This window comes from Alsobacter sp. (genome assembly GCF_059501845.1).
The window spans coordinates 558,807-583,812 of the sequence record NZ_JCACDK010000001.1 but is presented as its reverse complement, the minus strand read 5'-3'; the positions used below and the strand labels follow the sequence as shown (position 1 = coordinate 583,812).

Sequence of the window (25,006 nt, the reverse complement as noted above, 5' to 3'; positions counted from 1 at the left end):
AACCCGGTCCGCGCTCCGGACGTCCTCCCGAAAGCACTATCATGACTTCGCACCACGCCAAGCTCATCATCCTCGGCTCCGGACCCGCCGGCTACACCGCCGCGATCTACGCAGCGCGCGCCATGCTGGAGCCCATGCTCATCTCGGGATACCAGCCCGGTGGCCAGCTGATGATCACCACGGACGTGGAGAACTACCCGGGCTTCGCCGACGTCATCCAGGGCCCCTGGCTGATGGAACAGATGCAGAAGCAGGCCGAGCATGTCGGGACGAAGATGGTCTCCGACCACATCGGGAAGGTGGAACTCGGGACGCAGCCCTTCAGGCTCTTCGGCGACAGCGGCGACGTCTACACCTGCGACGCGCTGATCATCTGCACCGGCGCGCAGGCCCGCTGGCTCGGCATCCCGTCCGAGGAGGTCTACAAGGGCTTCGGCGTCTCCGCCTGCGCCACCTGCGACGGCTTCTTCTTCCGCAACAAGGAGGTCGTGGTGGTCGGCGGCGGCAACACGGCGGTCGAGGAGGCCCTGTACCTCGCCAACCTCGCCTCGAAGGTCACCGTCGTGCACCGCCGCGACGGCTTCCGCGCCGAGCGCATCCTGCAGGACCGCCTCTTCGCCCATCCCAAGGTCGAGGTCGTCTGGGACAGCGTCGTCGACGAGATCCTCGGCCAGCAGCAGCCTCCGGGCGTCACTTCGGTGCGGCTGAAGAACGTCAAGACCGGCGCCACCTCGGAGCTGAAGACCGACGGCGTGTTCGTCGCCATCGGCCACAAGCCGGCGACGGAGATCTTCGCGGGCCAGGTGGGAATGCGCTCGTCCGGCTACATCGATACCGATCCCGGCCGGACCGCCACGAACATCCCGGGCGTCTTCGCGGCGGGCGACGTCACCGACGAGACCTACCGGCAGGCCGTCACCGCCGCGGGCATGGGCTGCATGGCCGCGCTCGAAGCGGAAAAGTATCTCGCCGGCCATGCCCTCCAGCGGCAGGCTGCGGAATGATGCCCTTCTCCAAGCTTCAGTCGACCCTGGACTGGGACAAGGTCCGCATCTTCTACACCGCCGCCGAGGCCGGCAGCTTCACCCATGCCGGCGACGCCCTCGGCCTCAGCCAGTCCGCGGTCAGCCGCCAGGTCGGCGCGCTGGAGCGCGATCTCGGCGTGCCGCTGTTCCACCGTCACGCCCGCGGCCTCATCCTGACCGAGCAGGGAGAACTGCTCTTCCGCACGGCCAAGGAGATGATGCTGAAGCTGGACGCCACGCGCGCCCAGCTCACCGACAGCCGCGAAAGGCCGAACGGCGAGCTTCGCGTCACCACGACGCTTGGGCTGGGCTCCAACTGGCTGACGCCGCGGCTGGGCGAATTCCTCGACCTCTATCCCGAGGTGCGGCTGCAGGTTCTGCTGACCGACGAGGAACTGGACCTCTCCATGCGCGAGGCGGACGTTGCCATCCGGCTGCGCCAGCCGGTGCAGGGCGACCTGATCCAGCGGCGCCTGTTCACCGTGCACTTCCATGCCTACGCCTCGCAGGACTACATCCGCGGCCACGGCATGCCCAAAGACATCGAGGATCTCGACAACCACCGGATCCTCAACTACGGCGCGGTGACACCGTCCTATCTCGCGGAAGTGCACTGGCTCACCACGGTCGGCCGCGATCCGAAAAGCCCGCGCATGGCCGCGTTGACGGTGAACAACATCACAGCCCTGAAGCGGGCGACGGAGCGCGGCATCGGTATCGCCGTGCTGCCCGACTACCTCGTCGAGCAGGATTCAAACCTCGTGCAGGTGCTGAACGTGCCCGACATGCCCTCGCTCGACAGCTACCTCGTCTATCCCGAGGAGATGAAAAGCGTGGCGCGGGTGCAGGTCTTCCGCGATTTCCTCGTCAGCAAGGCGCAGCGCTGGACCTACTGACGCTGCAGGCTGACTCCGCGCAGTGCCCAACTCCCGCGCATCGCATGCCTGCCATGACGTCATCTGCGTTGCCCGCAAAGGTGGCGTACCTCATATAGGTAACGGTTCCGGTCGTAGTCTTCGTCACCCCTCCCGACGTTGAGACTACGGTGGACCGTTCCCCTCTGGACGGTTTTCGGGTTTCGATCCGGAACGACTCCAAATTGCCGGGTATCCCTTCGGGGATGCCCGGCTTTTTTTTACTTTGTGCCTGGCCTGCGTGGGAGCGCGATTGCGAGACATGCAGCGACGAAGCAACCCGGCAAATGGAATGAGCTCATGCTTAAAACACTGGGTTGCTTCGTTGCGCTCGCAATGACGATGCTCGAAGGGCGTGACTAGCCCCTTGCCCCGGCCGCCTTTCGGACCACGGCTTCCGCCGGCTTGCCGGCAAGCTCGGCGAGGTGGTCCAGCGAGGTGGTGAAGCTGCCGACGCCCGACGTGGCCGAGCGCAGCTCGATGATCAGGTCTCCCATCTCCGCTTCCGGCATGGTTGCCTTCAGCACATCCCAGCCATCCCAGCCCGGCCGCGAGTCGAAGCCGAGGATCTGCCCGCGCCGGCCGGTCACGATGGCGGTGGCGCGGGACATGACGTCGGCGGGGATGGCGATCTCCACCGCGTGGATCGGCTCCAGCAGCACCGGCTGAGCCTTCGGCAGCGCCTCGGCCATGGCGAGCCGCGCCGCGGCCCGGAAGGCCATGTCGGACGAGTCGACCGTGTGAAACGAGCCGTCGGTGAGCGTCACCTGAACGTCCACCACGGGAAAGCCCAGCGGGCCTTCGTGCAGCGCCTCGCGTACGCCGTGCTCGACCGAGGGGATGTACTGGCGCGGCACCACGCCGCCCGAGATGCGGTCCACGAAGGCGAAGCCGCTGCCGCGGGGCAGCGGCTCGACCTCGATCACCACGTCGCCGAACTGACCGTGGCCGCCCGTCTGCTTCTTGTGCCTGCCTCGCACGGTCACCTTTTGCCGGATCGTCTCGCGATAGCCGACGCCATGCGCCTTGCGCTCCACGGCGACGCCGAACCGTTCGGCGAGGCGTTCCAGGGCGACCTTGAGGTGCACCTCGCCCCTTCCGCGCATCAGGATGAGCCCCGACGCGGAGCCGTCGCCGCCCTGCTCGACGATGAGGGCCGGATCCTCCTCGACAAGCTTGGCGAGGGCACTGTTGAGGCGGACGTCGTCCTTGCGGTCCCTGGTGGCGATGGCAACGGAGAAGACCGACTCCGCCAGCACCGGCTCCGCCACGGGCAGCGGCGGCGCCTTGCCCGATGCGAAAGTATCGCCCGTCTGCACACCTTCGAGCCGGGCGAAGGCGACCACGTCGCCCTCCCCCACCTCGGCCTCGCGGACGTTCGAGGTTCCCATCATCCGCTGCAGGGCGGCGATGCGGGTCTCCGCGCCACGCGATCCGACGACGGTCTCGCCGTCGCGGAAACCGCCGCGCAGGACGCGGGCCACGGTCAGCTTTCCGCCATGGGCGGTGTGGATGGACTTCATGGCGTGCGCCAGCGCCGGGCCGTCGGCCGACACCCCGAGCCGCCGGCGCGTCTGGGCGATGCCCGGGGATTCGTGGCGCAGTTCCTTCAGCAACCGCGTCAGCCCGTTGCCACGCTCAGCCGAGCCGATGAGGACCGGCACCGCCAGCCCGTCCTGCAGTTCCCGTCGCAGATCGGCGAACACCTGGTCGCGCGGCGGGTCGATCTCTTCGATCAGCTCTTCCATGAGGCTGTCGTCGTGGTCGGCGAGGCGCTCCAGCATGGTGAAGCGGGCCTCCTTCTCGAGGCCCAGTTCGTCGGCCGGGATCTCGACCATCTCGCTGGCCGCGTGCTCGCGGTAGATGAAGGCGCGCTCGAGCGCGAGGTCGATGAAGCCGACGGCGATGCCGTGCTTGAGGATCGGGATCTGGCGAAGCAGGAGCGGCGTGCGCGAAGCCGGCTGCAGCATGGCCAGCACCTCCTGCACGCCGCGGCTGATGGTGTCGATCTTGTTGAGGAAGAGGAGGCGCGGGATCCCGGCTTCCTCGAGATCGCGCAGGATCACCTGAAGCGCCGGCAGCTTCCGCTCATCTGCCTCGCAGACCACGATGGCCGCGTCGCAGGCGGGGAGCACGGCCCGCATCTCGTGCTGAAATTCGACCGATCCGGGGCAATCCACGAAGGTGAAACGGTCACCGAGGAAGCTGGTACTGGCGACGTTGATCTCGACGCCATGGCCGTGGGCGCGGGCCTCCGCGCTCGCATCGCCGACGGACGTACCGTCCGGCACACGCCCGGCACGCTGAACGGCCCCGGTGCGCTCTAAAAGTGTTTCGAGAAGGCTCGTTTTGCCGCTCTGGAAGGGTCCGACGATCGCAAAGCACCGCGGACCCGCGGTTCCTCTGCCGTCGTGACGTGTCTCCTTGGATTCAGCCATGGCTACCTCCCTGCAGGGAAGTTGGCCGAACCGGGCCGGCCAACCCGGTCTCTCCGGTTTTGGCCCTGCCTCGGGAATGCTCTGCCTGTGTTTGAAGCAACGCAAGCGGAAAAAACGTACGAAGCGATGCAGCAGGCGCGGAGCTCGGCGAGCGCGCCTTTGCCGCTGCTCCTGCCCTGGGGTGAGCAGGAGCAAGCGGCAGTTGGTGAGGTCCTAAGCTGTCAGCGCAGTTCGGCGCAGAACTTCTGGATCTTGTTGCAGGCGGTCTCGAGCAGCTTGTTCGAGGTGGCGTAGGAGATCCGGAAGTTGGGGCCGAGACCGAAGGCCGACCCGTGCACGGCAGCGACGCCCTCCGCCTCCAGGAGCTCGGTGACGAAATCCTCGTCCGAGGAGATGACCCGTCCCGACGGCGCCGTCTTGCCGATCGCCTCGGCGCAGGACGGATACACGTAGAACGCGCCCTCAGGCATCGGGCACTTCAGGTACCTTGCCTGGTTGAGCATGGAGACGACGAGGTCGCGGCGCTCCTCGAAGGCCTTGCGGCTCTGCGGGATGAAATCCTGAGGCCCGTTCAGCGCCTCCACGGCGGCCCACTGGGCGATGGAGCAGGCACCGGACGTCTGCTGTCCCTGCACCATGTCCATGGCCTTGATCAGATGGTCCGGTCCGGCGGCGTAGCCGATGCGCCATCCCGTCATCGCGTAGGCCTTGGACACGCCGTTCATGGTGAGCGTGCGCTCCCAGAGGTTCGGCTCGACCTGCGCCGGCGTGGTGAAAACGAAGTCGCCATAGGTCAGGTGCTCGTACATGTCGTCCGTCAGGATCCAGACATGCGGGTGGCGCACCAGCACGTCCGTGATCGCCTTCAGCTCCTCGCGGCTGTAGGCCGCGCCGGACGGGTTGGACGGCGAGTTCAGGACGACCCACTTGGTGCGCTTCGTAATGGCGCGGTCGAGGTCAGCCGCCTGGAGCTTGAAGTTGTTCTCGATGGTCGTGTCGACGAACACGGGGGTGCCGCCGTTGAGCAGCACCATGTCGGGGTAGCTCACCCAGTACGGCGCCGGGATCACAACTTCGTCGCCGGGGTTCAGCGTCGCCAGGAACGCGTTGTAGAGCACCTGCTTGCCGCCGGTGCCCACGATCGTCTGCGTCCACTTGTAGTCCAGCCCGTTCTCGCGCTTGAACTTGGCGGCAATCGCCTCGCGCAGCGGCGTGATGCCGGAGACGGGCGTGTACTTCGTCTCGCCGCGGCGGATGGCCTCCATCGCCGCCTGCTTGACGTTGTCCGGCGTGTCGAAGTCGGGTTCGCCCACCGACAGGCTGATGACGTCGCGGCCCTGTGCCTTGAGCTCGCGGGCCTTCTGCGTCACGGCGATGGTGGCGGAGGGCTTCACGCGGGAAAGGGCGTCGGCGAGGAAGGCCATGGTTGGGCTCCGGATCGGCAGCGGAACGGATGCGGGCGGCCCTTTTCAAGGGCGGGCGGACCCTAGTGCCGCCGGCCGTGCAGGGCAAGCCAATTGCCGTGATCTCTTCGATAACCAAGGCTTAAGGACACTTTGCGAATTGCGCCAATCCCGTGCGGATTCACACACCGTTCAGCCCCCGGTTGCGGCATATGTGGACTCGCCGGCGGTCACGTGACCACCCGTGACGCCGGAAGGGGAGACGAGACATGACCGACCGCGATGCACCGCTCCGCATGCCAGCCGCCAACGGCGCGCCGGTCTCCCTCGATCGCCGCGAGGTTCGCCGCCAGCTCGGCCTGTCGCTGTGGCTCGTCGCCCTTCTCGGGCTTGCGATTGGCACGGTGATGATGGCCCGTCCGGCAGCCGCCGTGCAGGCGACCTCGACCGCACAGGTCGTCGCGACCCGTTGATCCGACGGCTCCGCCGCACCACCTCTCCGGAGGGGTTTGCGAAAGCCGGAGCCGATATGACGACCCGACATTCCGTTTCCTCCACCGGGGCGGCCCGCACCAGGGCCGCCTTCGCCGTTCTCGGGGCCTTGCTGCTAGCGCCGGCCGGCGCATCCGCCCAGTCCCAGCGCTTCGACAGCAAGGGCGGCCCGCTCGCCCTCGAAACGGTCGCCTCCGGACTGCAAAGCCCGTGGGGGATGGCGTTCATGCCGGACGGCGGCATCCTCGTGACCGAAAGGCCCGGCACGATGCGCATCGTCCGGGACGGCAAGGTGTCCGAACCACTCCAGGGCCTGCCGGCCGTCGCTTCCGGCGGCCAGGGTGGCCTCCTGGACGTCGCCATCGGTCCGGGCTTCGCCACCGACCGGCTTATCTTCTGGACGTTCTCGGAGCCGCGCGAAGGCGGCAATGGCACGGCCGTCGCACGCGGCCGGCTCTCCGAGGATGGCACGCGCGTCGAGAACGCTGCCGTCATCTTCCGGCAGATGCCGACCTTCCAGTCATCCGCCCATTTCGGCTCGCGCCTCGCCTTTGCGCCGGATGGAAACCTGTTCGTCACGCTGGGCGAGCGCTTCTCCGGCCGCGAGAAGGCGCAGGACCTCACGACCCACTTCGGCAAGGTGGTGCGCATCGCCGCCGATGGTTCCGTTCCGAAGGACAACCCGTTTGCCGGCCGGCAGGACGCACGCCCGGAAATCTGGTCCTACGGACACCGTAACCCGCAGGCAGCGGCCATCAACCCATGGACGCAGGCACTCTGGACTGTGGAGCATGGCGCCAAGGGCGGCGACGAGATCAACATCCCCCAGGCCGGGAAGAACTATGGCTGGCCGGTCATCAGCTACGGCGTGAACTACGACGGCTCGAAGATCGGCGAGGGGACCCGCAAGGAGGGAATGGAGCAACCCATCTACTTCTGGGATCCGTCCATCGCACCGTCCGGCATGGCCTTCGTCACGTCGGATGCGATCCCCGGCTGGAAGGGCAGCCTTCTCGTCGGCGCGCTGAAGGGCCAGATGCTGGTGCGCCTCAGCCTCGACGGCGACAGGATCACGGGCGAGGAGCGCCTGCTGCGCGATCTGCGCGAGCGCATCCGCGACGTGCGGCAGGGGCCTGACGGCGCCATCTGGCTGCTGACGGACTCCTCGAATGGCCGCCTGTTGCGGCTGACCCGGGCGGATTGAGGGGGAGGCTCCGCTGTTCGCCAGCCGCCGCTCGGTCCTGCTCACGGGCGGCATCCTCGCCGTCGGCGCCGCCGTGTCCTATGTGAAGGGTGTCGCCGTCACGCCACCGGGGCTGGGCAGGATGAATGTGTGGGATGCCTTCTTCGGGCCGGCCGACCAGGGGCCGGTGGACTTCGCCACCCTGCGGCGCCGCGCGACGCCCAACGACGCGCTCGTCGCACCGGCTGGGACGGCGGGAAGCGCACGTGTCGACCGTGCCCCGCCGGTCTGGTCCATCCCACCCGACATCCTGCGCGAGCGCCTTCTGAAGGTGGTGCTCGCCACCCCCGGGGTGGAGCAGGTCGCCGCGGCGAGCGGCGGAAAGGGCGACCGCTTCGTCGCGAAGACGCGGATCATGCGCTTCCCCGACACGATCGACATGCTGGTCGTCCCGGCGGATGGCGGCTCCTCGGTGGCCTTCTACTCGCGCAGCCTGCTCGGACGGTCGGATCTCGGCGCCAACCTCAGCCGGATCGAGGGCTGGCTGTCCGAACCATCGCTGAAGGCGGACAGGCGTCCCTAGAGCGACCAGATGCGCCCGGGAAAGGCAGCAGCCCCGCTTGCCGGGGCGGCTGACTCGGCCCATGTTCACGGTATGGCCAAAGCACCGTCCTCCTCCGCCCCGCGCAAACCCGTGCGTGAGACGCGCGCCAAGGCGTCGAAGCCCGAGCTCAAGCCGCTCGACGAGCACCTCGCCGCCCTGCTCAATCCCGGTATCGCGCGTGACGAGGCTCCTGCCCGGCGCGGCTTCGCCGAGAGCCCTCAGGCAGGCTACGACCCCGACGACGTCGAGAACCTGGACCCGGCGCTGGCCCGCAAGCTGGGCCTGCCCGGGGCCGACGACGCACCGGAGGAGATTTCCAAGGGCTCCCGCAAGCGCGATGTGGGCCTCTCCCGGTCGGACATCCTGAACGCCGCGCCCAAGCGGGTGCGGCAGGGCAACGTGCTGCGCGACGAGGACGAGGACGAGGACGAGCCGCGCGGCATGATCGGGGCGGCGGCCACCGTCGATTCGCTGAAGGCGCTGCTGGAAGCGGGCGATCCCAATCTGCGCGAGCAGCGTCCCTGGACGCCCCATCGCCCCTCCCGCCCCGAGAAGTCCGAAGGCGGCATCCGCTTCAAGCTGGTGTCGGAATACGAGCCCAAGGGCGACCAGCCGACGGCCATCGCGGAACTCGTCGACGCGGTCGGCCGGCATGAGCGCGACCAGGTGCTGCTCGGGGTCACCGGGTCCGGCAAGACGTTCACGATGGCGCAGGTCATCTCGCGCACGAACCGCCCCGCGCTGATCCTGGCGCCGAACAAGACGCTCGCGGCGCAGCTCTACGGCGAGTTCAAGAGCTTTTTCCCCGACAACGCCGTCGAGTACTTCGTCTCCTACTACGACTACTACCAGCCTGAAGCCTACGTCCCGCGAACGGACACCTACATCGAGAAGGAAAGCTCGATCAACGAGCAGATCGACCGCATGCGCCACTCCGCGACGCGCGCATTGCTGGAACGTGACGACGTCATCATCGTCGCATCGGTGTCCTGCATCTACGGCATCGGGTCGGTCGAGACCTACACGGCGATGACGTTCACCATCAAGATCGGCGAGCGACTTGACCAGCGCCAGCTCCTCGCCGACCTGACGGCCCTCCAGTACAAGCGCGGCATGGGTGACTTTCAGCGCGGCACATTCCGCGTGCGCGGCGACGTCGTCGAGATCTTCCCGGCCCACTACGAGGACCGCGCCTGGCGCATCAGCCTGTTCGGCGACGAGGTCGAATCCATCCAGGAGTTCGATCCCCTCACCGCCAACAAAACGGCCGACCTGGAGTTCGTGAAGGTCTACGCCAACTCGCACTACGTGACGCCGAAGCCGACGCTGCAGCAGGCCGTGAAGAGCATCAAGGAGGAGCTGAAGCACCGCCTCGACGAGCTCAACCGCATGGGCCGTCTGCTGGAGGCGCAGCGGCTGGAGCAGCGCACCACCTTCGACCTGGAAATGCTGGAGGCGACCGGCTCCTGCGCCGGCATCGAGAACTATTCGCGCTACCTCACCGGCCGCCGCCCCGGCGAGCCGCCGCCGACCCTGTTCGAGTACCTGCCCGACAACGCCCTCGTCTTCACCGACGAGAGCCACGTCACCGTGCCGCAGATCGGCGGCATGTACCGCGGCGACTTCCGCCGCAAGGCGACGCTCGCCGAGTACGGCTTCCGCCTGCCCTCCTGCATGGACAACCGCCCGCTGCGCTTCGAGGAATGGGACGCCATGCGGCCGCAGACGGTGCACGTCTCGGCCACGCCGGGCAACTGGGAGATGGAGCAGACCGGCGGCGTGTTCGTCGAGCAGGTGATCCGCCCCACCGGCCTCATCGACCCCGTGGTCGACGTGCGCCCGGCCCGTGCCCAGGTCGACGACCTCCTCGGCGAGGTGCGCGAGGTGGCTGCCGCCGGCTACCGCACGCTCGTTACCGTGCTCACCAAGCGCATGGCCGAGGACCTCACCGAGTACCTCCACGAAAACGGCGTGCGGGTGCGCTACATGCACTCCGACATCGACACGATCGAGCGCATCGAGATCCTGCGCGACCTCAGGCTCGGCGCCTTCGACGTGCTGGTCGGCATCAACCTGCTGCGCGAGGGCCTCGACATTCCCGAATGCGCGCTGGTCGCCATTCTCGACGCCGACAAGGAGGGCTTCCTACGCTCGGAGACCTCCCTCGTCCAGACCATCGGCCGCGCCGCCCGCAATGTCGACGGGCGCGTCATCCTCTATGCCGACCAGATCACCGGATCCATGGAAAGAGCCATGGCCGAGACCAACCGCCGCCGCGAGAAGCAGCAGCGCTGGAACGAGGAGAACGGCATCACGCCGGAAAGCGTGAAGCGCAACATCGGCGACATCCTGGAGAGCGTCTACGAGCGCGACCACGTCCGCGTCGACACCGGCGTGGCCAGGGAAGGCGCGCTGGTCGGCCACAACATGAAGGCCACGATCGGCGACCTCGAGAAGCGCATGCGCGAGGCCGCCGCCAACCTCGACTTCGAGACCGCCGCCCGCCTGCGCGACGAGATCAAGCGCCTGCAGGCCACCGAACTCGTGCTGGCCGACGACCCGCTCGCCACCCAGAGCGACGTCGACCAGAAGACCGGCGGCTATCGCGGCCCACGCAAATACGGCCGCGCCGCCAACGAACCCCCGCCCGGCGCCGACGGCACCCGCTTCGGCGAGGATCTGCCGGCCACGCGGGCGCGGAAACCCACCCTCGACGAAATGGGCCCCCACAATCTGGGCGGCGGCCTCGGCCGCCCGCTCGGCGCGGAATCCGTCGGACGCAGCAAGGCGGGCAAGGGCGGCACGCGGGCGTTCAGGGGCGGGAAGAGGAAGGGGTAGGCTCCCGAACCCAGGGAAGCCACCCTCCGATTGCGATGACGAACCATTTTGTGGTATCAGATTATGAACGCCAAGCACCGTCGTACCCTGGCGGCGATTTTCGACGATCCCGTGCGCGCCGATGTTCGCTGGGGCGACATCGAAAGTCTCTTGGTAGCCTTGGGGGCCAAGATCTCGGAAGGGCGTGGATCGCGGGTCCGTGTCCGCCTCGGCGCCGAGGAGGCTGTCTTCCACCGGCCGCACCCGCGGCCGGAGACCGACAAGGGCGCGCTCCGGGCGGTTCGACGTTTCTTGACGCTGTCCGGATGGCAGGAATGACCACGCTTACCCATGACGGCTACGTGGCCGAGATCGACATCGACGAAGATGCGGGCCTCCTCAGCGGCTCGGTGATCAACACGCGCGCCACCCTGCACTTCGCGGGGCGCACCGTGGAGGAGCTGAAGCAGGCCTTCGCCGACACGATCGCTGATTACCGGGACTGGTGTGCCTCCGAGGGCCGCGAGCCCGAGCGGCCCTATTCCGGCGCGCTGTCCCTGCGCATCGACCCCGAGTTGCACCGCCGCCTCGCGACCGCCGCCGCCCGTTCGGGCAAAAGTCTCAACGCCTTCATCGGGGACGTGCTGAAGAGCGTTGCCTGAGTTCGCCTACACGTCCATTCCGAGCTGCCTGTCCGGCCCCGCTTCGCGACGGGCCTTGCGGAAGACGGAGGCGTCGCGGAAGGGCAGGTCGGGACCGTCGCGGCCGTCGAGGAGGTCGGCGATGGTGACGATCTGGATCTTCGGCACCTTGGCGTGGTGCGGCGGCGCATAGAGCCCGGCCGCGGCGGCCTCGGTCACCATGGGCTTGGTGGGCGGGGCGAGGGTGAGAAAGATGCCGGCCTTGGCGCGCTCGCGGTCCACGGTGGCGATGAGGTCGCGGATCATCTTCACGTCGACATGCTCGCCGCCCTTCACGCTCACGATCGCCTTCTCGACCGTCTTCCCGTCGGGCTTGAAGTAAATGTAGCCGTCCACCCCGCCGTCCGCCCCCTTGCGCCCGCCCTTGAAGGGCTGCGCCTCCACCATGGAGAGCGCCCAGAGCTGGAACTGGTGCTTGTCCTGCGCCGCGAGTTCGCGCGCGCCGCCGAGGTCCTTCGGCACGCCGACCACCTCGACCTTCACAAACGGGAAGGCGTCGCGCAGGCGCTTGCGGATGAGGCCGATGGCGAGGTGAGTGACGTCGATGCCGATCCAGCGCCGGTTCAGCTTCTCCGCCGCATGGATGGTGGTGCCGCAGCCGCAGAAGGGATCGAGCACGAGGTCGCCCTCGTTGGACGAAGCGCGCAGGATTCTTTCCAGAAGGGCGACGGGTTTTTGGGTGGGGTAGCCGAGCTTTTCTTCGTTGGAGTGCAACGGAAGAATATCAGTCCAGTCGTTCTGAAGAGCTACACCAGGCATCTCATCCAAGTATCTTTTTTGCCTCGGCACTGTGCCGGGCGCAGACTGGATTATTCTGCCTTGCGCATAGAGTTCCTGCATGCGGTCCCGCGAGAAACGCCAGTATCGCTCTACGCCTAAAAATTCGTAGTGCGGATTGCGCTTCTCTGGTGAGGCTCCCCCGGGGGCTGTAATATCACCAAGCTGATATCGTCGGCCTGTGTCCGTCTCAACGTGTCTGTAAAATTTATCGACATATGCACTATCGTAAGGTGTATATAGCCAATCCCAGGTCCAAATCTTCGACTTAGTATAGAATAGAAGTATATCGCGCACGTTGCCATTTTGCTTTCGGCCTTGAGCTGCATCGTTGTGTGCGCTCTGACGACGCCAGCTGATCTCCGTGCGGAAGTTGCGGCCCCCAAACACCGCATCCAACAAAATCTTCAGGTAATGGCTCGCCGTGGGGTCGCAGTGCAGGTAGAGCGAGCCCGTGGGCTTGAGCACGCGGTGCAGCTCGATCAGCCGCACCGCCATCATGGCGAGGTAGGCCATCATGTCGTTCTCGCGCAGCATGGCGCGCATGGCGCGCAGCATCTCCGCCGCGTCGGTGTGGCCTGAGTCCATCACCTCGTCGAAGGCCCGCTCGGCCGCGTCGCTCCACTGCCAGGTATCCTCGAAGGCCTCGATCTGCGCCTGGCTCTGGTCGCCCGAGGGCGCCTTAAACAGCACGTTGTAGTTGGCGTTCGAGTTGAAGGGCGGATCGAGATAGATCAGGTCGACGCTCTCGTCCTCGATGTGCTCGCGCAACACCGCGAGGTTGTCGCCGAAAAACAACGTGTCGTCGGAGGGCGTCACACGCATCCTATGCGTGTCCCACGGCACGGAATACACTCTGGCATGGCAAGGAAGATCCGGAATATTTCGGAGATTCGGAAAAAATCGGTTCGCAACGAGCGCAGACTAGGCCAAAGGCCTTCTGGCGTAAACGTGGCTTCGATGCGGCCCGTGGGTCTTCAGACCTGCCCTTGTGAGCCAAAAGGCGCGTCCGGAGACGCGCGGTCCGGGGTTCGCGCCGTTCTGGTGCAAGGACTCTGGCTCCCCTTCCCGGCCCTGCGGGCCGCCGGGGATGACAAGGGCGGTGGCGGTCTCCCGGAGCGCGGGTCTTCAGACCCGCTCTTTGCCCGCGAGCGCGTCTGGAGACGCGCGGTCCAATTCTCCCCCTCGTCATTCCCGGCTCTCCGCTTCGCTGCGGCCGGGATGACCCGTGGTTCGAAGTGGCCGGCAACGGGATGCCGTTCTTCGCAGCGGCCTCCAGACTCGCCCATCCCTCCCCCGCCTGAAGCCGAACCATTCGATGCGCCGCGGGTTGTCGGGCGGATTGTTCACAGGGAGACACACGATGTCCGTCAAATCGCTTCGCCCCGCCATCGCCGCCATTGCCGCCACGCTGGGGCTGGCCGCAATCGCTTCTTCTGCGCAGGCCGCGCCGACGCGGGTGGGGGTGCTCACCTGCGAGGTCTCCGGCGGGGTGGGCCTCATCATCACCTCCAGCAAGGCGCTGGCCTGCACGTTCCGGCCGCAGAAGGGCGCGCGCGAGGCCTATGCCGGCACGGTGCGCAAGTTCGGGCTGGACGTCGGCGCCACCTCGGGCGGCCGGCTGGTCTGGGCCGTCTACGCGCCGACCCGCTCGTGGCAGCGCGGCGCGCTGGCTGGAGCCTATACGGGTGCGTCGGCTGATGCGTCCGTGGGCGTCGGCGGGGGTGCCAACGTGCTCGTCGGTGGCTCCAACCAGACGATCAGCCTGCAGCCGGTCAGCGTCCAGTCGCAGCGCGGCGTCAACCTCGCCCTCGGCGTGTCCGCCGTAGAGCTGGAAGCCGCCCGCTGAGGCACCTGCGGCGTCGTGGGGACTGGCCGCGGCTCTCCGGCCGCGCCAGTCTCCCGTCATGACCACCGCGAGAGAGACACCCGGTCCCGGACAGGAAAGCGTCTGGGACTTTCCCCGCCCCGCCATCGCGAGGCCATCGGAGAAGCACGTCGTCGTGCGCTTCGGCGGCATCGTCATCGCCGACAGCCGCCGTGCCTGGCGGGTGCTGGAGACGAGCCATCCGCCGAGCTGGTACATCCCGCCGCAGGACATCCGCATGGAGGCGCTGGTCCGCGTGGCCGGCGCCGGCAGCCTGTGCGAATGGAAGGGCCGCGCCGTCTACTACCATGTCACGTCTCCCGACGGCCGGCGCGCCGATCGCGCGGCCTGGGCCTATCCTGACCCGACCCCCGCCTTCGCCCCCATCGCCGACTTCGTCAGCTTCTACCCCGGGCGGATGGACGAATGCCTCGTCGACGGCGAGCGCGTGCGGCCGCAGGACGGCGGATTCTACGGCGGCTGGATCACGAGCGACGTGGTCGGCCCCTTCAAGGGACCGCCCGGCACCATGGGCTGGTGAGAACCCGCCTCAGAGCTCCCGGAATTCGACGAAGGCCACGGGCTCGCACTGGTCGGTGATCGAGTCGACCGCGGGCTTGTCGTCGCCGTCCAGCACTTTCGGAAGATCGTCCGGGGGCAGGTAGACGATATAGCCGACGCCGCCGTTCAGAGCCGCGTCCGGGTGCTCCTCGGTGTACTCGCGCACGTCCTCGAGGGTCAGCGCGTCATAGCGCTTCACGGCCTCGAGCGGCGACTCGTCGCGCGGCGGACCGTCGAGGTCGATCGTATCGGCGACGATGTCTCCCGTGATCGTGTCGAGGATGATGTAGCGGGGCATCGGGCTCTCCCTGGCGCGAACTCCCGCCGGATGTGGCACGGAACGCGCTTGCGGAAAAGGCCGCGCGATTTACACGGCCTGCCACTCGGCTAAGTTGAAGCAGGGAAACGCGGGACGGCATGGTTGGCGGTGCGCAGGCGCCGCAGGTTGCGTCACGAGACCGGATGGAGTCCCGCATGAAGTCGCTTCTCGATGCCTGCCCCAAGATGCCGCCCCGGAGCATCGCGGACGGAACGTTGCTCCTTGGCCAGGGCGAGCGGACCGGGCGGCTCTACGTGCTGGTGAGCGGAAAGATCGAGATCCTGCGCGGCGACAGCCGGGTGGCCGAGCTGGCCGAACCCGGCGCCGCCGTCGGCGAGATGTCGCTGCTGCTCGACCTGCCGCACACGGCCACGGCCCGCGCCCTGGGGGACATCGAGGTGCACGTCTTCGAGGACGGGCAGGCCTTCTTCCGCGAGCATCCGGCAGCGTCCTACATCGTCGCGGTGCTGCTCGCGCAGCGCCTCAATGCAGCGACCACCTATCTCGTCGACCTCAAGCGCCAGTTCGCGGGCGCCGACAATCATCTCGAGATGGTGGGCGACGTGCTGGAGAGCCTGATTTACCAGCAGCGGCGCAAGGTCAGGCCGGGGTCGGACCGGCTTCCAAAGTCGCCATGAACCACTCCGGCATCCGCGGCAGCGGCGCGATGGGTCGTTCAAGCGGCTGATCGAGCGCGACGGCCTGAAGCCCCATCGCCGAGATCCACAGCGCCTGCCCTACCTGAGTATCGATGACGATATGGGCGGGCGGCGCCCCATACTGGTGGCCGGCGTTGAACACCCAGGTCGAGCCGATCCGGTCGGCCCAGGAGCCGTCGCGCACGAAGGGCGACTGGTGCACGTGGCCGGACAGCACGATGTCGGGCGCATAGCGCTCGATCCAGGCCGCGAGCTCGGGATCCCCGAGGCTGGCCTTCCCCGTCCAGCTCACCGGCGATTCCTTGGGCGGCGCGTGGTGGACCCAGATCCAGCGGGCGGGGCGGCGAAGCGCGTCGGCGGCGATCTGCGCCTCGATGCGCTCCCGCGTCGCGGGGCCGTCCCACCACGGGCACACCGTGAACAGGGTGTCCCCCTGCACCAGCGAGCCACCGTCGAGAACGACGCCGTCCTCGGCGAGGTCGCCGAACCAGGCGGCGATTTTCTCTCCATCGGGACCGGGCGCGTCGAGGTCGTGGTTGCCGGAACTAAGGATCAGCCGGGTCGACGCCGCGATCTTCCGCACATAGCGCTGCGCGACGAGGATCTGCGCCTCGAAGTCGACCATCGACGCGAGGTCGAGCAGATCACCAGCGAGGATCGTGACGTCGTAGCGATGCGCGGCCTGCGCCACCCAGTCGAGCTGCGGCAGCGAATAATGCAGGTCGGCGACGAGCAGGCACCGCATGGACAATTCCGCGACCGAGGGAAGCAACACAAGCATAGCGGGAGCGGGGCCATGCATGTAAGGCCTCCGCGTCATGCGGTCGCGCTCATTTTTTGTGCGCAGGCCGCTCGGGAACCCGCCCGGACTCCTGCCGTTGGGAAGAGTAATTCCCAACAGATCAGGAGACGAGACATGACGGATATCCGCCAGGCAAAAGTGCTGATTATCGCGACTGACGGCTTCGAGCAGTCCGAGCTCGAGAAGCCCTTAAACCAGCTGCGCGAGAAGGGCGCCACGGTCGACGTCGCATCTCCGGCAAAGACGCAGCAGCCCGGCCAGATCATGGGCTGGGACCAGACCAATTGGGGCCGGCCCGTGCAGGTGACCAAGACGCTCGACGAGGTCGACGCTTCTGCCTACGACGCGCTCGTCATCCCCGGCGGCCAGATCAACCCCGACAAGCTGCGGCTGGAGCCGAAGGCAATCGAGATCGTCCGGCGCTTCACACAGGACGGCAAGGTCGTCGCGGCGGTGTGCCACGGACCGTGGCTGCTGGTGGAAGCCGGAGTTGCCAAGGGCCGCAAGGTCACGTCGTGGCCGTCCGTGAAGACCGACCTGATGAATGCCGGGGCGAACTGGGTCGACAGCGAGGTCGTCACCGACCAGGGCATCATCACCAGCCGCAAGCCGGACGACCTCGACGCCTTCGTCAGCAAGATCGTCGAGGAGATCGGCGAGGGCCGGCACGAGCGCCGTTCCGCTGCTGAGTGAACTGCGTGAGCGTGGGTCGTCAGACTCGCGCTTCTCGCCCGCCAGTTGCGTCTGACCACACGCCGCCCGGAGCAACGAAAAAGGAGGGTGGGGCCGCCGCCCTACCCTCCTTCAATTCGCAATCATGTCGGGTATTGGCCCGACGGATCTCAGACGAAGCCCAGGACGACCGCGCCCACGAGAACGAGGGACGCGCACAGGGCCAGTACGTCGAGCCTCTGGATCATGACCATCGGGTCCTCCTCCGGCAGGTGACGTTTTCTTAACGTACCATTCAGCAGCCCGCCGGCGAAGCAGTTTCGTCGCTGCACCGCGGCAAACACGTTGCAGCGCAACAGCTTCCGGCATCCCGGCGGCGAATCGAACGCTCGCCTTCACCGCCGGTTCCCGCGGCTCACGAGGCCGCAATGACCCTTTCGAGAAACGCCGCAGCCGCAAGCGCACGGGCATCGCGAGCGAATGGCGCGACGACCTGCAGGCCGACGGGCAATCCGGAAGGGGCCCGCAGGCCGGGAACGTTGATCGCGGGAACGCCGAGCAGCGTGAAGACACGGGCAAACCGGGGGTCGCCGGTGGTGGAACGGTCCGGTGCTTCACCCGCGGCGGAATAGGTGAGCAGGACGTCCACGCCATTTTCCTCGAACACGACCCGCGCCGCCGCGCGGGCGCGACGGGCCACGCCGCGAAGCCGGTCGTACTCGGCCGTCGGGATGGCATCTCCCTCCGCCAGCATGCCGGAGAGCAGCGGCGGCAGGTCTGCGCGGCGGTGCCGCCATTCCCAGCCCAGCGAGCGACGCAGCTCGTAGCGGTAGATCGTCCACTGCGCCTCCCACGCCTCGGCGAAGGCCGGCGGCAGGTCGAACTCGCGCACGGCGGCCCCGGCCGAGGCAGCCAGCCGCGCTGCCCTGTCGAGAGCCTCCACGCCTTCCGGTTGCGGTTTGCCCGCATAGGTCTGCCGCACGACGCCAATCCGGGGTGCGCCGTGATCGGCTCCGGGATCGCCCATCTCGCGGCCAGAGATGGCCTGGAGCGCGTGGGCCAGATCGGGCACCGTTGCCGCGAAGAGGCCGAGCGTGTCCAGCGTCCAGGCCGTCGTCTTCACCCCGGCGGTGGGCAGGAGGCGGAAGGAGGGCTTGATGCCGGCCACGCCGCAATAGGCCGCCGGCCTGATCACCGACGCGGCCGTCTGCGTGCCGATGGCGAGCGGCACGAGCCCCGCCGCGACGGCGGCTGCCGAGCCCGAGGATGAGCCGCCCGGCGTCCGCGCGGGATCGTGCGGGTTTCGCGTCGGCGCGGGGTCGAGCACGGCGAACGGCGTCGTGACCGTCTTGCCGATCACGCTGGCCCCGGCCTCCTGCAGCAGCGTCACGACCACCGCGTCGGAGCGCGGCTGCCATCCGCCGTAGATCGCTTGCCACCCCAGTTCGGTCGGCAATTCCGCAGTGTCGATGACATCCTTGACGCCCGTCGCGATGCCGGCCAGCGGCGCTGCGGGATCGGCGCCTTCATCTGGCTGCGCCACGACGCAGGCGAAAGCCTCCAGCTCCGCGTTGCGGGCCAGGATGGCCTCGCGCGATTGCTGCAGGGCGGCGCGGGGCGTGATCCTGCCGACCTCGATGCGCCGGCGGATGTCGAGGATGGACAGCATGACGGGTTCCAGGAGAATGGGCCGGCTTGGCCGTGCGCCAGTGTGCGGCGGGCGGCAGCGCGGTCAAGCGCAGCGGTGCATTGCTGGTGGGCGGCCGTTCCGCTAAGGCTGACGTCATGCATCGGCGACGCGGACCTTTCGGCGCAAACTGTGGTCCGCCCGGGGCCGGCGGCGCGGGCTTCGGGCCCTTCCAGCGGCGCGGCTATCATCACGGCCATCTGCGCGAGGCGTTGATCGAGGCAGCGCGGAGCCTGCTCGCAGAACGGGGGGCCGCCGGTTTCACCTTGGGAGATGCAGCCAAGCTCGCCGGCGTCAGCGCGGCGGCACCCTACCGCCATTTCCGCGATCGCGACGCCCTGCTGTCGGAGGTGGCAGCGGAAGGTTTCCAGCGCTTCGGCTTCGCACTCGCCTCGGCACTGGAGAGCGAGCCCGATCCGGAGAATGGTCTGGAAGCGATGGGCCGCGCCTATCTCGCCTTCGCGCACCGCGAGCCGGGTCTCTACGCCGCGATGTTCGACCGGGTCGTCCCAAACATCACCGAGCCGCCGGACAGCGGCGATGCGGAAGCCTCAGGCGCAGGCGGGCAGGCCTTCGAGGCGCTCGTCCAGGGTCTCGGAAGGGTGCTGGCAGGGCGCGGCCGTCCGGACCTCGATCCGCGACCTTTGGCTCTCCAGGTCTGGTCACTGGCCCACGGCGTCGCCTCGCTCGCCCGCGCCGGCCATCTCGGCCCGCAATGTGGAAATGATCCCGCTGCCGTCCTGCTCGCCGGCACCAGGGCGATCGTCGGCGCGGCCCTCCGCACCTGACCATCACGCTTGCGTGAACCCGGTTCCACCACTTGAACGCGGAAAATTCGTTACCATGTGAAGCCTCGTAACATAGAGGAGGGACACATGTCCTGTCGTACGTCCGCGTGGGCTCTTTCGCCCGGATCCGGCCAGGAGCGGCGCGGATCGGGCTGGAAGCCGGTCGAGCTCGCCGCAATGATCGCCGGCTTCGTGCTGTTCTGGCCCGTCGGCCTCGCCATCCTGGCCTGGAAGGGCTGGAAGGAAGGCTGGTGGGGCCGTTCCAACCGCTGGCAGGCAGCAGGCGCCAACGGCGCTGCGTTCAACTGCGGCCCGTGGAAGAGCGAGGGGCCCCGCTGGGCCCGCCACGAACTGCGCCGCGACAGCGGCAACGTGGCCTTCGAGGACTACAAGACCTCGGAGATCGAGCGGCTCGAAGCCGAGTATCGCCGCCTCGTCGAGGAGCAGCAGGCTTTCGGCGAGTTCCTGGCGGAGCTGCGCAAGGCCAAGGACAAGGCCGAGTTCGACCAGTTCCTCGCCTCCCGGCGCGCCCCGCCGGCTAGGCCGGCTGGTGAGCAGGATCCCGATGCCGGCCCGACCGGCATCTGACGAGGCCTGAGACATTGAGAGGCGGGCGCGCTGCGAGGCGCGCCCGCCTTGCTGTTCAGATCAAAGCGTCGAGCCCGCGCCTCAGCCCGGCGAAGCCGGTGACCTTCCGCGCGGCAAGCAACGTCCCCGCGACGTAGGGGGCGGCCGATGATCCGGCGTCATGGCGAATGACGAGCCTCTCGTCGGGCGCCCCGAACACCGCCTCGCACGAGAGCACGTAGGACGGAACGCGCACCGAGTGGACCTGCACGGGGCGCGGCTCGCCGAGGGCGGCTCCACGTGTCTCGCGCGCGCCGCTCAACTCCGAAACCGGCTTCGAGGTGGCAGCCTTGCGGACGGAGGCAAGCGTTTCCGCCAGTTCCCGGGCCGTGCCCGACGGCGTGTCCGGCTTTCCCGGCGACGCGTAGTCGATGATCTCGACATCCGCGACATACCTCGCCGCCTCCAGCGCGAAGCGCTTCAGCAGCGTGGCCGTGATCGAGAAGTTGCCGGCGGCGACCACGCCCCTGCCCGCGCCGAGCGCACACTGCTCGATCTCGGCAAAATCCTCGGCGGCAAGCCCCGAGGTGCCGATCACCACGCAGCGGCCAGCCTTCAGCGCCGCGATGGCGTGGCCCTTCACGACATGCGGCTTGGTGTAGTCGATGACGACGTCGCAGGGCGTCTCCAGCGCCTGCGCGATCGTCTCGACAATGGTCACTCCGACGGGCGCGATGCCGGCGGCCTCGCCCGCGTCCCGGCCCGCGGCGGAGCGTGCGACCGCTCCCGCCAGGACCAGGTCGTCGGCCTTGTCGATGGCTGCCACCAGGGCCTTCCCGACCCAGCCTGTGGCGCCACACAGGACGATGCGTGTCGGCATTGATCACTCCCTCGCGATTCCCGGACGCCACTCTGTTCGATCGCGGCGTCGTTTATAAGCGCTTAACTCTCTCGCTCGCATTGTCCCGGCCATGCGACGCGGAGTGTCCAAGTATCTCGTAGGCTCCGTCGTCCTCGTGCTCCTCGCGGGCTGCGGCATGTTCTCCTTTGAACGCCGCGCCCCGTGGCGCGACGAGGCCGAACAGGCCTGCAACGCCGCCAAGGCGGTCCAGCCCTCGGCCGACTTCGAGCCGGGCCGGACCATCAACGGGCCCGGGGCCTGCGGCATGCTGCAGCCCTGGCGGGTCACGGCGTTCGCCGGCGGCGAGGTGCACCTGACCAGCCGGGCGACCCTCGCCTGCCCCATCATACCCCAGATCGACCGCTGGATTGCCGAACTCCTGCAGCCGGCGGCGGAAATGTACTTCGGGGCACGTGTGACCGACCTGCGGGCCGGTTCCTACTCCTGCCGGGGCATGAACAACCAGTCGGGCGCTCCGCTGTCCGAGCACAGCTTCGGCAATGCCGTCGACGTGATGTCCTTCCGTTTCGCCGACGGACGCGAGGTCACGGTCAAGAATGGCTGGCGCGGCTCGCAACAGGAGCAGGAGTTCCTGCGCGAGGTCTTCGTCGGATCCTGCCGCTACTTCTCGACGGTGCTCGGACCAGGCGCGGACGCCTACCACAGCGACCACTTCCACCTCGACCTCGCCCGCCACAACAGGGGCAGGACGATCTGCAAGCCAATCATCAAGTTCGCTCCGCGGCTCGACCCCATGGCCCCGATGACGCCGCGCCCGTGGCAGCCTGCCCCGCGCCGCGAGGAGCCGGATCCGTCCGGGCAGCCGGCGCCTGAGGAGCCGATGGACATCGGCGGCCTCTACCCGGAACTCGGCGAGACCGGGACGGTGGGACGCATGTCGCTGACGCCTCCAGCGCCTGCCGCCTCCGACCAGTCCGGCGAACCGCAGATGGACGAGCCGGTCGACGCGCCCTTCATCCGGGGCGTCAGGCCCCCGGGCACCGTGGGATCGCTCCGCTAAGGCCGTTTACGAATTCGGGGTTGCGTGTCCTGCTTACACTTGACCAGGCCGTTGACGGCTAGCATCGTGCGCCAAATGAAGCAGGAGCGTTGCACGATGCGCGGTTTGACCCTGGCCGTCCTCGCGGGATTGAGCGTCACCGCCGCCGCGCTGCCAGCCACCGCAGAACAGCGGATGCCGGCGGAGCGCTGGACCGAGCCCTATTCCGCAACCGGTGTTCCGGCCTGCGAAGCGACCGAGGTGACCAGCAAGATCATCTCGCGCTTCTCCGACACCGATTCGACCTACTGGCACACCGGCCTGCAGATCGCGCGGTTTGACGCGATCAAGACGACCGACTTTCGCCCGTGGGGCCTCGACTTCATCCCCCGCCGCTTCTGCCGCGGCGTCGTGACGATGTCGGACGGTGTGCGCCGCGAGATATCCTACGTTCTCGCCGAGGATACCGGCATGATCGGCTGGGGCTGGGGCGTGCGGTTCTGCATCAACGGGCTGGATCCCTCCCTCGCCTACGCGCCGGCCTGCAAGATGGCGCAGCCCTGAGGCCCATCGTGTCAGCGCGATCGATCGCGGCCGCCGCATCGCTTGCGGCGGCCTTTTTCATGGGCTCTGCAACGGCGCAAGCACAGCAGGGGGGCGAGCGCCGCGGCGGGCCGCCCGGCGACTTCGATTTCTATGTGCTCGCCCTGTCGTGGTCGCCCGGCTTCTGCGAGATCGAGGGAGACCGAAAGAGCCGCGCCCAGTGCGATGCTGGCAGCGGCCTCGGCTTCGTCGTGCACGGCCTCTGGCCGCAATACACGCGGGGCTTCCCGACGGAGTGCTCGCCGGCAAACCGGTCACCGTCGCGCATCGCGCTCGAGGCGGCGCGGGGCGTCTTCCCGGACGAGGGGCTGGCGCGCTACGAGTGGCGCAAGCACGGAACGTGCAGCGGTCTCAGCCCGACCGAATACTACGAGACGGTTCGCGCGGCGCGCGACAAGGTTGCGATCCCGCCTGCCCTCGTGTCGCCGCGAAGCGAGCAGTCCTTCACGCCCATCTCGCTGGAACGGGCCTTTGTGGCCGCCAATCCCGGCCTGCGCACCGACATGATGGCCGTGGCGTGCAGCGGCGGAATGCTGGAGGAGGTCCGGATCTGCATCAGCAAGGACGGCCGAGGCTTCCAGACCTGCCCCGAAGTCGACCGTCGGTCGTGCCGCGGCGGATCCTTCACGGTACCCCCGGTTCGCTGAGAAGCAGCCTTTGCGTCAGGCGATCGTGTCCAGCGCGGTGCGCTGCATGTCGCTGGCGACGCGGGCGACCTTGGCGGAGATCGAGTATTGCAGCTTCGCCGTGATCAGGTTCAGCGCTTCGGTGGCCATGTCGACATTGGGAAGAGCGACCATACCCTTCCCGTTGGCATCCGGCGAGGATGGGTCATAGGGCTGGATGAAAGCCGAAGGATCCCGGCTGAAGTTGAAGCCGACTCCACCCTGCCCGCCCGCCTCGTATTGCTGCAGCCTCACGGGCTGGAACACGCGCCCTGCCCCTGCCGGTGCATCGGTTCCCGGCACGGCGCCGCCACTGCGGGAATTGGCGATGTTGGCGCTCGCAGCCTCGAGCCGCGCCTCGGCGGCGCGCATTCCGGTGACAGCGATGCCTAAGGCGGACATGGACATGAAGGAACCTCTCCACGGTTCTGCCACGTGCGCCTTGTGGAGAGCTGAAGTGGATCGTGAAAATGCTAGGGAATAGCCCACCATCCTGCTCAGCCCTCGCACCCGAAAGCCGCGGACCAGCATGAACTACCGCCACGCCTTCCACGCCGGAAACTTCGCGGACGTGTTCAAGCACGCCATTCTCGCCCGGATCCTCGTCCATCTCGGCCGCAAGGAAACGCCATTCCGCGTGCTCGACACCCATGCCGGCGTCGGCATCTACGATCTCGGGGGTCCGCAGTCGGAAAAGACAGGCGAGTGGCGGGCAGGGATCGGCCGTGTCCTCGGCGCCCAGTTCCCCGCCGAGGCCGCAGCTCTCCTCGCTCCCTATCTCGAAACGATCGCCGCCCTGAGGATGGAAGAGGGCCCGACGCTCTATCCTGGCTCGCCCGAGATCGCCCGCCGGCTGGTGCGCTGGCAGGATCGGGTCATCGTCACGGAGAAACACCCCACCGATTTGGCGGCGCTGACCGAGGCGATGGCCGGCGACAAACGCGTGACCGTGCTGCATCAGGACGCCTGGACCGCGCTCAAGGCGCACCTGCCGCCCAAGGAGCGGCGCGGGCTCATCCTCGTGGACCCGCCATTCGAGGATCCGGAAGAGTTCGCGCGCATGGAGGAAGGCTTCAGGCAGGCTCTGGCCCGCTTCGCGACCGGCATCTACGCGCTCTGGTATCCGATCAAGGACCCAGGCCGTCCCGCCGCTTTCGTGGCCAGCGTCGCCGAAGCCGCGGGTCCTCGCGAGGGATTGGTTCTGGAACTGCTCGTCCGCGCTGCGTCGGATCCGAAGCAGCTGAACGGTTGCGGCTTGGTGGTGGTCAACCCGCCCTGGACGCTCGCGACCGAATGCCGGTCGATGCTGGATGCGCTACTTCCAATCCTGAAGCAAGGCGACGGCGCTCGGGTGACCATCAAACCTTTGAGATAAATAGATTATTCCGCACGCCGCGCGTTCGCGAACCCAAATTCCAAGATCAAAATTGACATCCCGCATCAGTACAATAATCGATTTAAAGAACCCGCCTTCCCAAAGATAGCTTTGGTCTTGCCAAGAGCCGGTTCTTGCAGGACATAATATCTGACATGCGCAAAAGTTTGGTGCGGTCCACTACGG

General features: G+C 67.7%; 27 protein-coding genes. 18 read left to right on the top strand and 9 right to left on the bottom strand.

The annotated features are described in order from the left end of the window. Nucleotides 1–41 precede the first annotated feature (41 nt). Nucleotides 42–1,004, top strand: a complete 963-nt coding sequence (gene trxB / locus AC5JCN_RS02695) for a thioredoxin-disulfide reductase (RefSeq protein ID WP_495753458.1) — start codon at nucleotides 42–44, stop codon at nucleotides 1,002–1,004. Beyond that, entirely contained in the window at nucleotides 1,001–1,921 is a 921-nt protein-coding gene (locus AC5JCN_RS02690) for a LysR family transcriptional regulator (protein WP_495753457.1), read from the top strand. Before trxB ends, AC5JCN_RS02690 begins: the two co-directional genes overlap by 4 nt. Before the next feature lie 377 nt (nucleotides 1,922–2,298). On the opposite strand, the gene AC5JCN_RS02685 is transcribed toward AC5JCN_RS02690, so the two are convergent. Further along, nucleotides 2,299–4,377, bottom strand: a complete 2,079-nt coding sequence (locus AC5JCN_RS02685) for an elongation factor G (RefSeq protein ID WP_495753456.1) — start codon at nucleotides 4,375–4,377, stop codon at nucleotides 2,299–2,301. A gap of 221 nt (nucleotides 4,378–4,598) precedes the next feature. Beyond that, entirely contained in the window at nucleotides 4,599–5,801 is a 1,203-nt protein-coding gene (locus tag AC5JCN_RS02680) for a pyridoxal phosphate-dependent aminotransferase (RefSeq protein WP_495753455.1), read from the bottom strand. Nucleotides 5,802–6,049: 248 nt separating this feature from the next. Between AC5JCN_RS02680 and AC5JCN_RS02675 the strand changes: the two genes are divergently transcribed. The 6 genes from AC5JCN_RS02675 (at nucleotide 6,050) to AC5JCN_RS02650 (ending at nucleotide 11,538) form a co-directional block, all read left to right on the top strand. Next, the gene (locus AC5JCN_RS02675; protein WP_495753454.1) at nucleotides 6,050–6,253 is read left to right on the top strand and encodes a hypothetical protein; all 204 of its coding nucleotides are present in this window, start codon (nucleotides 6,050–6,052) and stop codon (nucleotides 6,251–6,253) included. A 56-nt stretch (nucleotides 6,254–6,309) separates the two neighbouring features. Continuing rightward, on the top strand, nucleotides 6,310–7,476 hold the full coding sequence (locus AC5JCN_RS02670) for a PQQ-dependent sugar dehydrogenase (protein WP_495753453.1): 1,167 nt from the start codon (nucleotides 6,310–6,312) through the stop codon (nucleotides 7,474–7,476). Nucleotides 7,477–7,549: 73 nt separating this feature from the next. After that, nucleotides 7,550–8,038: a DUF1499 domain-containing protein gene (locus AC5JCN_RS02665; RefSeq protein ID WP_495753452.1), complete on the top strand. Its 489-nt coding sequence runs from the start codon at nucleotides 7,550–7,552 to the stop codon at nucleotides 8,036–8,038. Between the two features lie 72 nt (nucleotides 8,039–8,110). Beyond that, nucleotides 8,111–10,897 (top strand): excinuclease ABC subunit UvrB, encoded by a 2,787-nt coding sequence (uvrB, locus tag AC5JCN_RS02660; RefSeq protein ID WP_495753451.1) that lies wholly within the window; start codon nucleotides 8,111–8,113, stop codon nucleotides 10,895–10,897. Nucleotides 10,898–10,960: 63 nt separating this feature from the next. Next, entirely contained in the window at nucleotides 10,961–11,215 is a 255-nt protein-coding gene (locus AC5JCN_RS02655; RefSeq protein WP_495753450.1) for a type II toxin-antitoxin system HicA family toxin, read from the top strand. After that, nucleotides 11,212–11,538 carry a type II toxin-antitoxin system HicB family antitoxin gene (locus AC5JCN_RS02650; protein WP_495753449.1) on the top strand — a complete coding sequence of 109 codons (327 nt, stop codon included), beginning with the start codon at nucleotides 11,212–11,214 and terminating at the stop codon, nucleotides 11,536–11,538. Before AC5JCN_RS02655 ends, AC5JCN_RS02650 begins: the two co-directional genes overlap by 4 nt. 6 nt (nucleotides 11,539–11,544) lie before the next feature. Here the strand turns inward: AC5JCN_RS02650 and AC5JCN_RS02645 are convergent, their stop codons facing one another. Continuing rightward, on the bottom strand, nucleotides 11,545–13,179 hold the full coding sequence (locus AC5JCN_RS02645; RefSeq protein ID WP_495753448.1) for a DNA methyltransferase: 1,635 nt from the start codon (nucleotides 13,177–13,179) through the stop codon (nucleotides 11,545–11,547). 538 nt (nucleotides 13,180–13,717) lie between these two features. Here AC5JCN_RS02645 and AC5JCN_RS02640 point away from each other — a divergent pair. Beyond that, the gene (locus AC5JCN_RS02640; RefSeq protein WP_495753447.1) at nucleotides 13,718–14,203 is read left to right on the top strand and encodes a DUF992 domain-containing protein; all 486 of its coding nucleotides are present in this window, start codon (nucleotides 13,718–13,720) and stop codon (nucleotides 14,201–14,203) included. Nucleotides 14,204–14,261: 58 nt separating this feature from the next. Beyond that, on the top strand, nucleotides 14,262–14,762 hold the full coding sequence (locus tag AC5JCN_RS02635) for a DUF427 domain-containing protein (RefSeq protein ID WP_495753446.1): 501 nt from the start codon (nucleotides 14,262–14,264) through the stop codon (nucleotides 14,760–14,762). Nucleotides 14,763–14,771: 9 nt separating this feature from the next. Here the strand turns inward: AC5JCN_RS02635 and AC5JCN_RS02630 are convergent, their stop codons facing one another. Continuing rightward, on the bottom strand, nucleotides 14,772–15,080 hold the full coding sequence (locus AC5JCN_RS02630; RefSeq protein ID WP_495753445.1) for a hypothetical protein: 309 nt from the start codon (nucleotides 15,078–15,080) through the stop codon (nucleotides 14,772–14,774). 176 nt (nucleotides 15,081–15,256) lie between these two features. Between AC5JCN_RS02630 and AC5JCN_RS02625 the strand changes: the two genes are divergently transcribed. Then, nucleotides 15,257–15,739 (top strand): Crp/Fnr family transcriptional regulator, encoded by a 483-nt coding sequence (locus AC5JCN_RS02625; RefSeq protein WP_495753444.1) that lies wholly within the window; start codon nucleotides 15,257–15,259, stop codon nucleotides 15,737–15,739. Here AC5JCN_RS02625 and AC5JCN_RS02620 read toward each other — a convergent pair. Further along, nucleotides 15,702–16,505 (bottom strand): metallophosphoesterase family protein, encoded by an 804-nt coding sequence (locus tag AC5JCN_RS02620; protein WP_495753443.1) that lies wholly within the window; start codon nucleotides 16,503–16,505, stop codon nucleotides 15,702–15,704. The two genes, AC5JCN_RS02625 and AC5JCN_RS02620, sit on opposite strands and share 38 nt — an antisense overlap. 171 nt (nucleotides 16,506–16,676) lie before the next feature. Here AC5JCN_RS02620 and AC5JCN_RS02615 point away from each other — a divergent pair, with 171 nt between their 5' ends. Continuing rightward, nucleotides 16,677–17,255 (top strand): type 1 glutamine amidotransferase domain-containing protein, encoded by a 579-nt coding sequence (locus tag AC5JCN_RS02615; protein ID WP_495753442.1) that lies wholly within the window; start codon nucleotides 16,677–16,679, stop codon nucleotides 17,253–17,255. A gap of 149 nt (nucleotides 17,256–17,404) precedes the next feature. On the opposite strand, the gene AC5JCN_RS02610 is transcribed toward AC5JCN_RS02615, so the two are convergent. Both AC5JCN_RS02610 and AC5JCN_RS02605 read right to left on the bottom strand, forming a co-directional pair. After that, a complete protein-coding gene (locus tag AC5JCN_RS02610; RefSeq protein WP_495753441.1) occupies nucleotides 17,405–17,590 on the bottom strand; it encodes a hypothetical protein in 186 nt (61 codons plus the stop codon). Between the two features lie 59 nt (nucleotides 17,591–17,649). After that, nucleotides 17,650–18,903, bottom strand: coding sequence for an amidase (locus AC5JCN_RS02605; protein WP_495753440.1), 1,254 nt, complete (start codon nucleotides 18,901–18,903; stop codon nucleotides 17,650–17,652). 116 nt (nucleotides 18,904–19,019) lie between these two features. Between AC5JCN_RS02605 and AC5JCN_RS02600 the strand changes: the two genes are divergently transcribed. Both AC5JCN_RS02600 and AC5JCN_RS02595 read left to right on the top strand, forming a co-directional pair. Further along, nucleotides 19,020–19,709 (top strand): TetR/AcrR family transcriptional regulator, encoded by a 690-nt coding sequence (locus AC5JCN_RS02600; RefSeq protein WP_495753439.1) that lies wholly within the window; start codon nucleotides 19,020–19,022, stop codon nucleotides 19,707–19,709. Nucleotides 19,710–19,796: 87 nt separating this feature from the next. Then, nucleotides 19,797–20,297 (top strand): DUF2852 domain-containing protein, encoded by a 501-nt coding sequence (locus tag AC5JCN_RS02595; protein ID WP_495753438.1) that lies wholly within the window; start codon nucleotides 19,797–19,799, stop codon nucleotides 20,295–20,297. Between the two features lie 55 nt (nucleotides 20,298–20,352). On the opposite strand, the gene dapB is transcribed toward AC5JCN_RS02595, so the two are convergent. Next, entirely contained in the window at nucleotides 20,353–21,156 is an 804-nt protein-coding gene (gene dapB / locus AC5JCN_RS02590) for a 4-hydroxy-tetrahydrodipicolinate reductase (protein ID WP_495753437.1), read from the bottom strand. Between the two features lie 103 nt (nucleotides 21,157–21,259). On the opposite strand from dapB, the gene AC5JCN_RS02585 reads away from it, so the two are divergent. The 3 genes from AC5JCN_RS02585 (at nucleotide 21,260) to AC5JCN_RS02575 (ending at nucleotide 23,427) form a co-directional block, all read left to right on the top strand. Continuing rightward, the gene (locus AC5JCN_RS02585) at nucleotides 21,260–22,198 is read left to right on the top strand and encodes an extensin-like domain-containing protein (protein ID WP_495753436.1); all 939 of its coding nucleotides are present in this window, start codon (nucleotides 21,260–21,262) and stop codon (nucleotides 22,196–22,198) included. Between the two features lie 96 nt (nucleotides 22,199–22,294). Continuing rightward, nucleotides 22,295–22,741 carry a hypothetical protein gene (locus AC5JCN_RS02580; RefSeq protein WP_495753435.1) on the top strand — a complete coding sequence of 149 codons (447 nt, stop codon included), beginning with the start codon at nucleotides 22,295–22,297 and terminating at the stop codon, nucleotides 22,739–22,741. Nucleotides 22,742–22,800: 59 nt separating this feature from the next. After that, nucleotides 22,801–23,427 (top strand): ribonuclease T2 family protein, encoded by a 627-nt coding sequence (locus tag AC5JCN_RS02575; protein WP_495753735.1) that lies wholly within the window; start codon nucleotides 22,801–22,803, stop codon nucleotides 23,425–23,427. A 15-nt stretch (nucleotides 23,428–23,442) separates the two neighbouring features. On the opposite strand, the gene AC5JCN_RS02570 is transcribed toward AC5JCN_RS02575, so the two are convergent. After that, nucleotides 23,443–23,853, bottom strand: a complete 411-nt coding sequence (locus AC5JCN_RS02570; RefSeq protein WP_495753434.1) for a flagellar basal body rod protein FlgC — start codon at nucleotides 23,851–23,853, stop codon at nucleotides 23,443–23,445. 121 nt (nucleotides 23,854–23,974) lie between these two features. Here AC5JCN_RS02570 and AC5JCN_RS02565 point away from each other — a divergent pair, with 121 nt between their 5' ends. Further along, nucleotides 23,975–24,820 (top strand): 23S rRNA (adenine(2030)-N(6))-methyltransferase RlmJ, encoded by an 846-nt coding sequence (locus AC5JCN_RS02565; protein WP_495753433.1) that lies wholly within the window; start codon nucleotides 23,975–23,977, stop codon nucleotides 24,818–24,820. The last annotated feature ends 186 nt before the right edge of the window (nucleotides 24,821–25,006 follow it).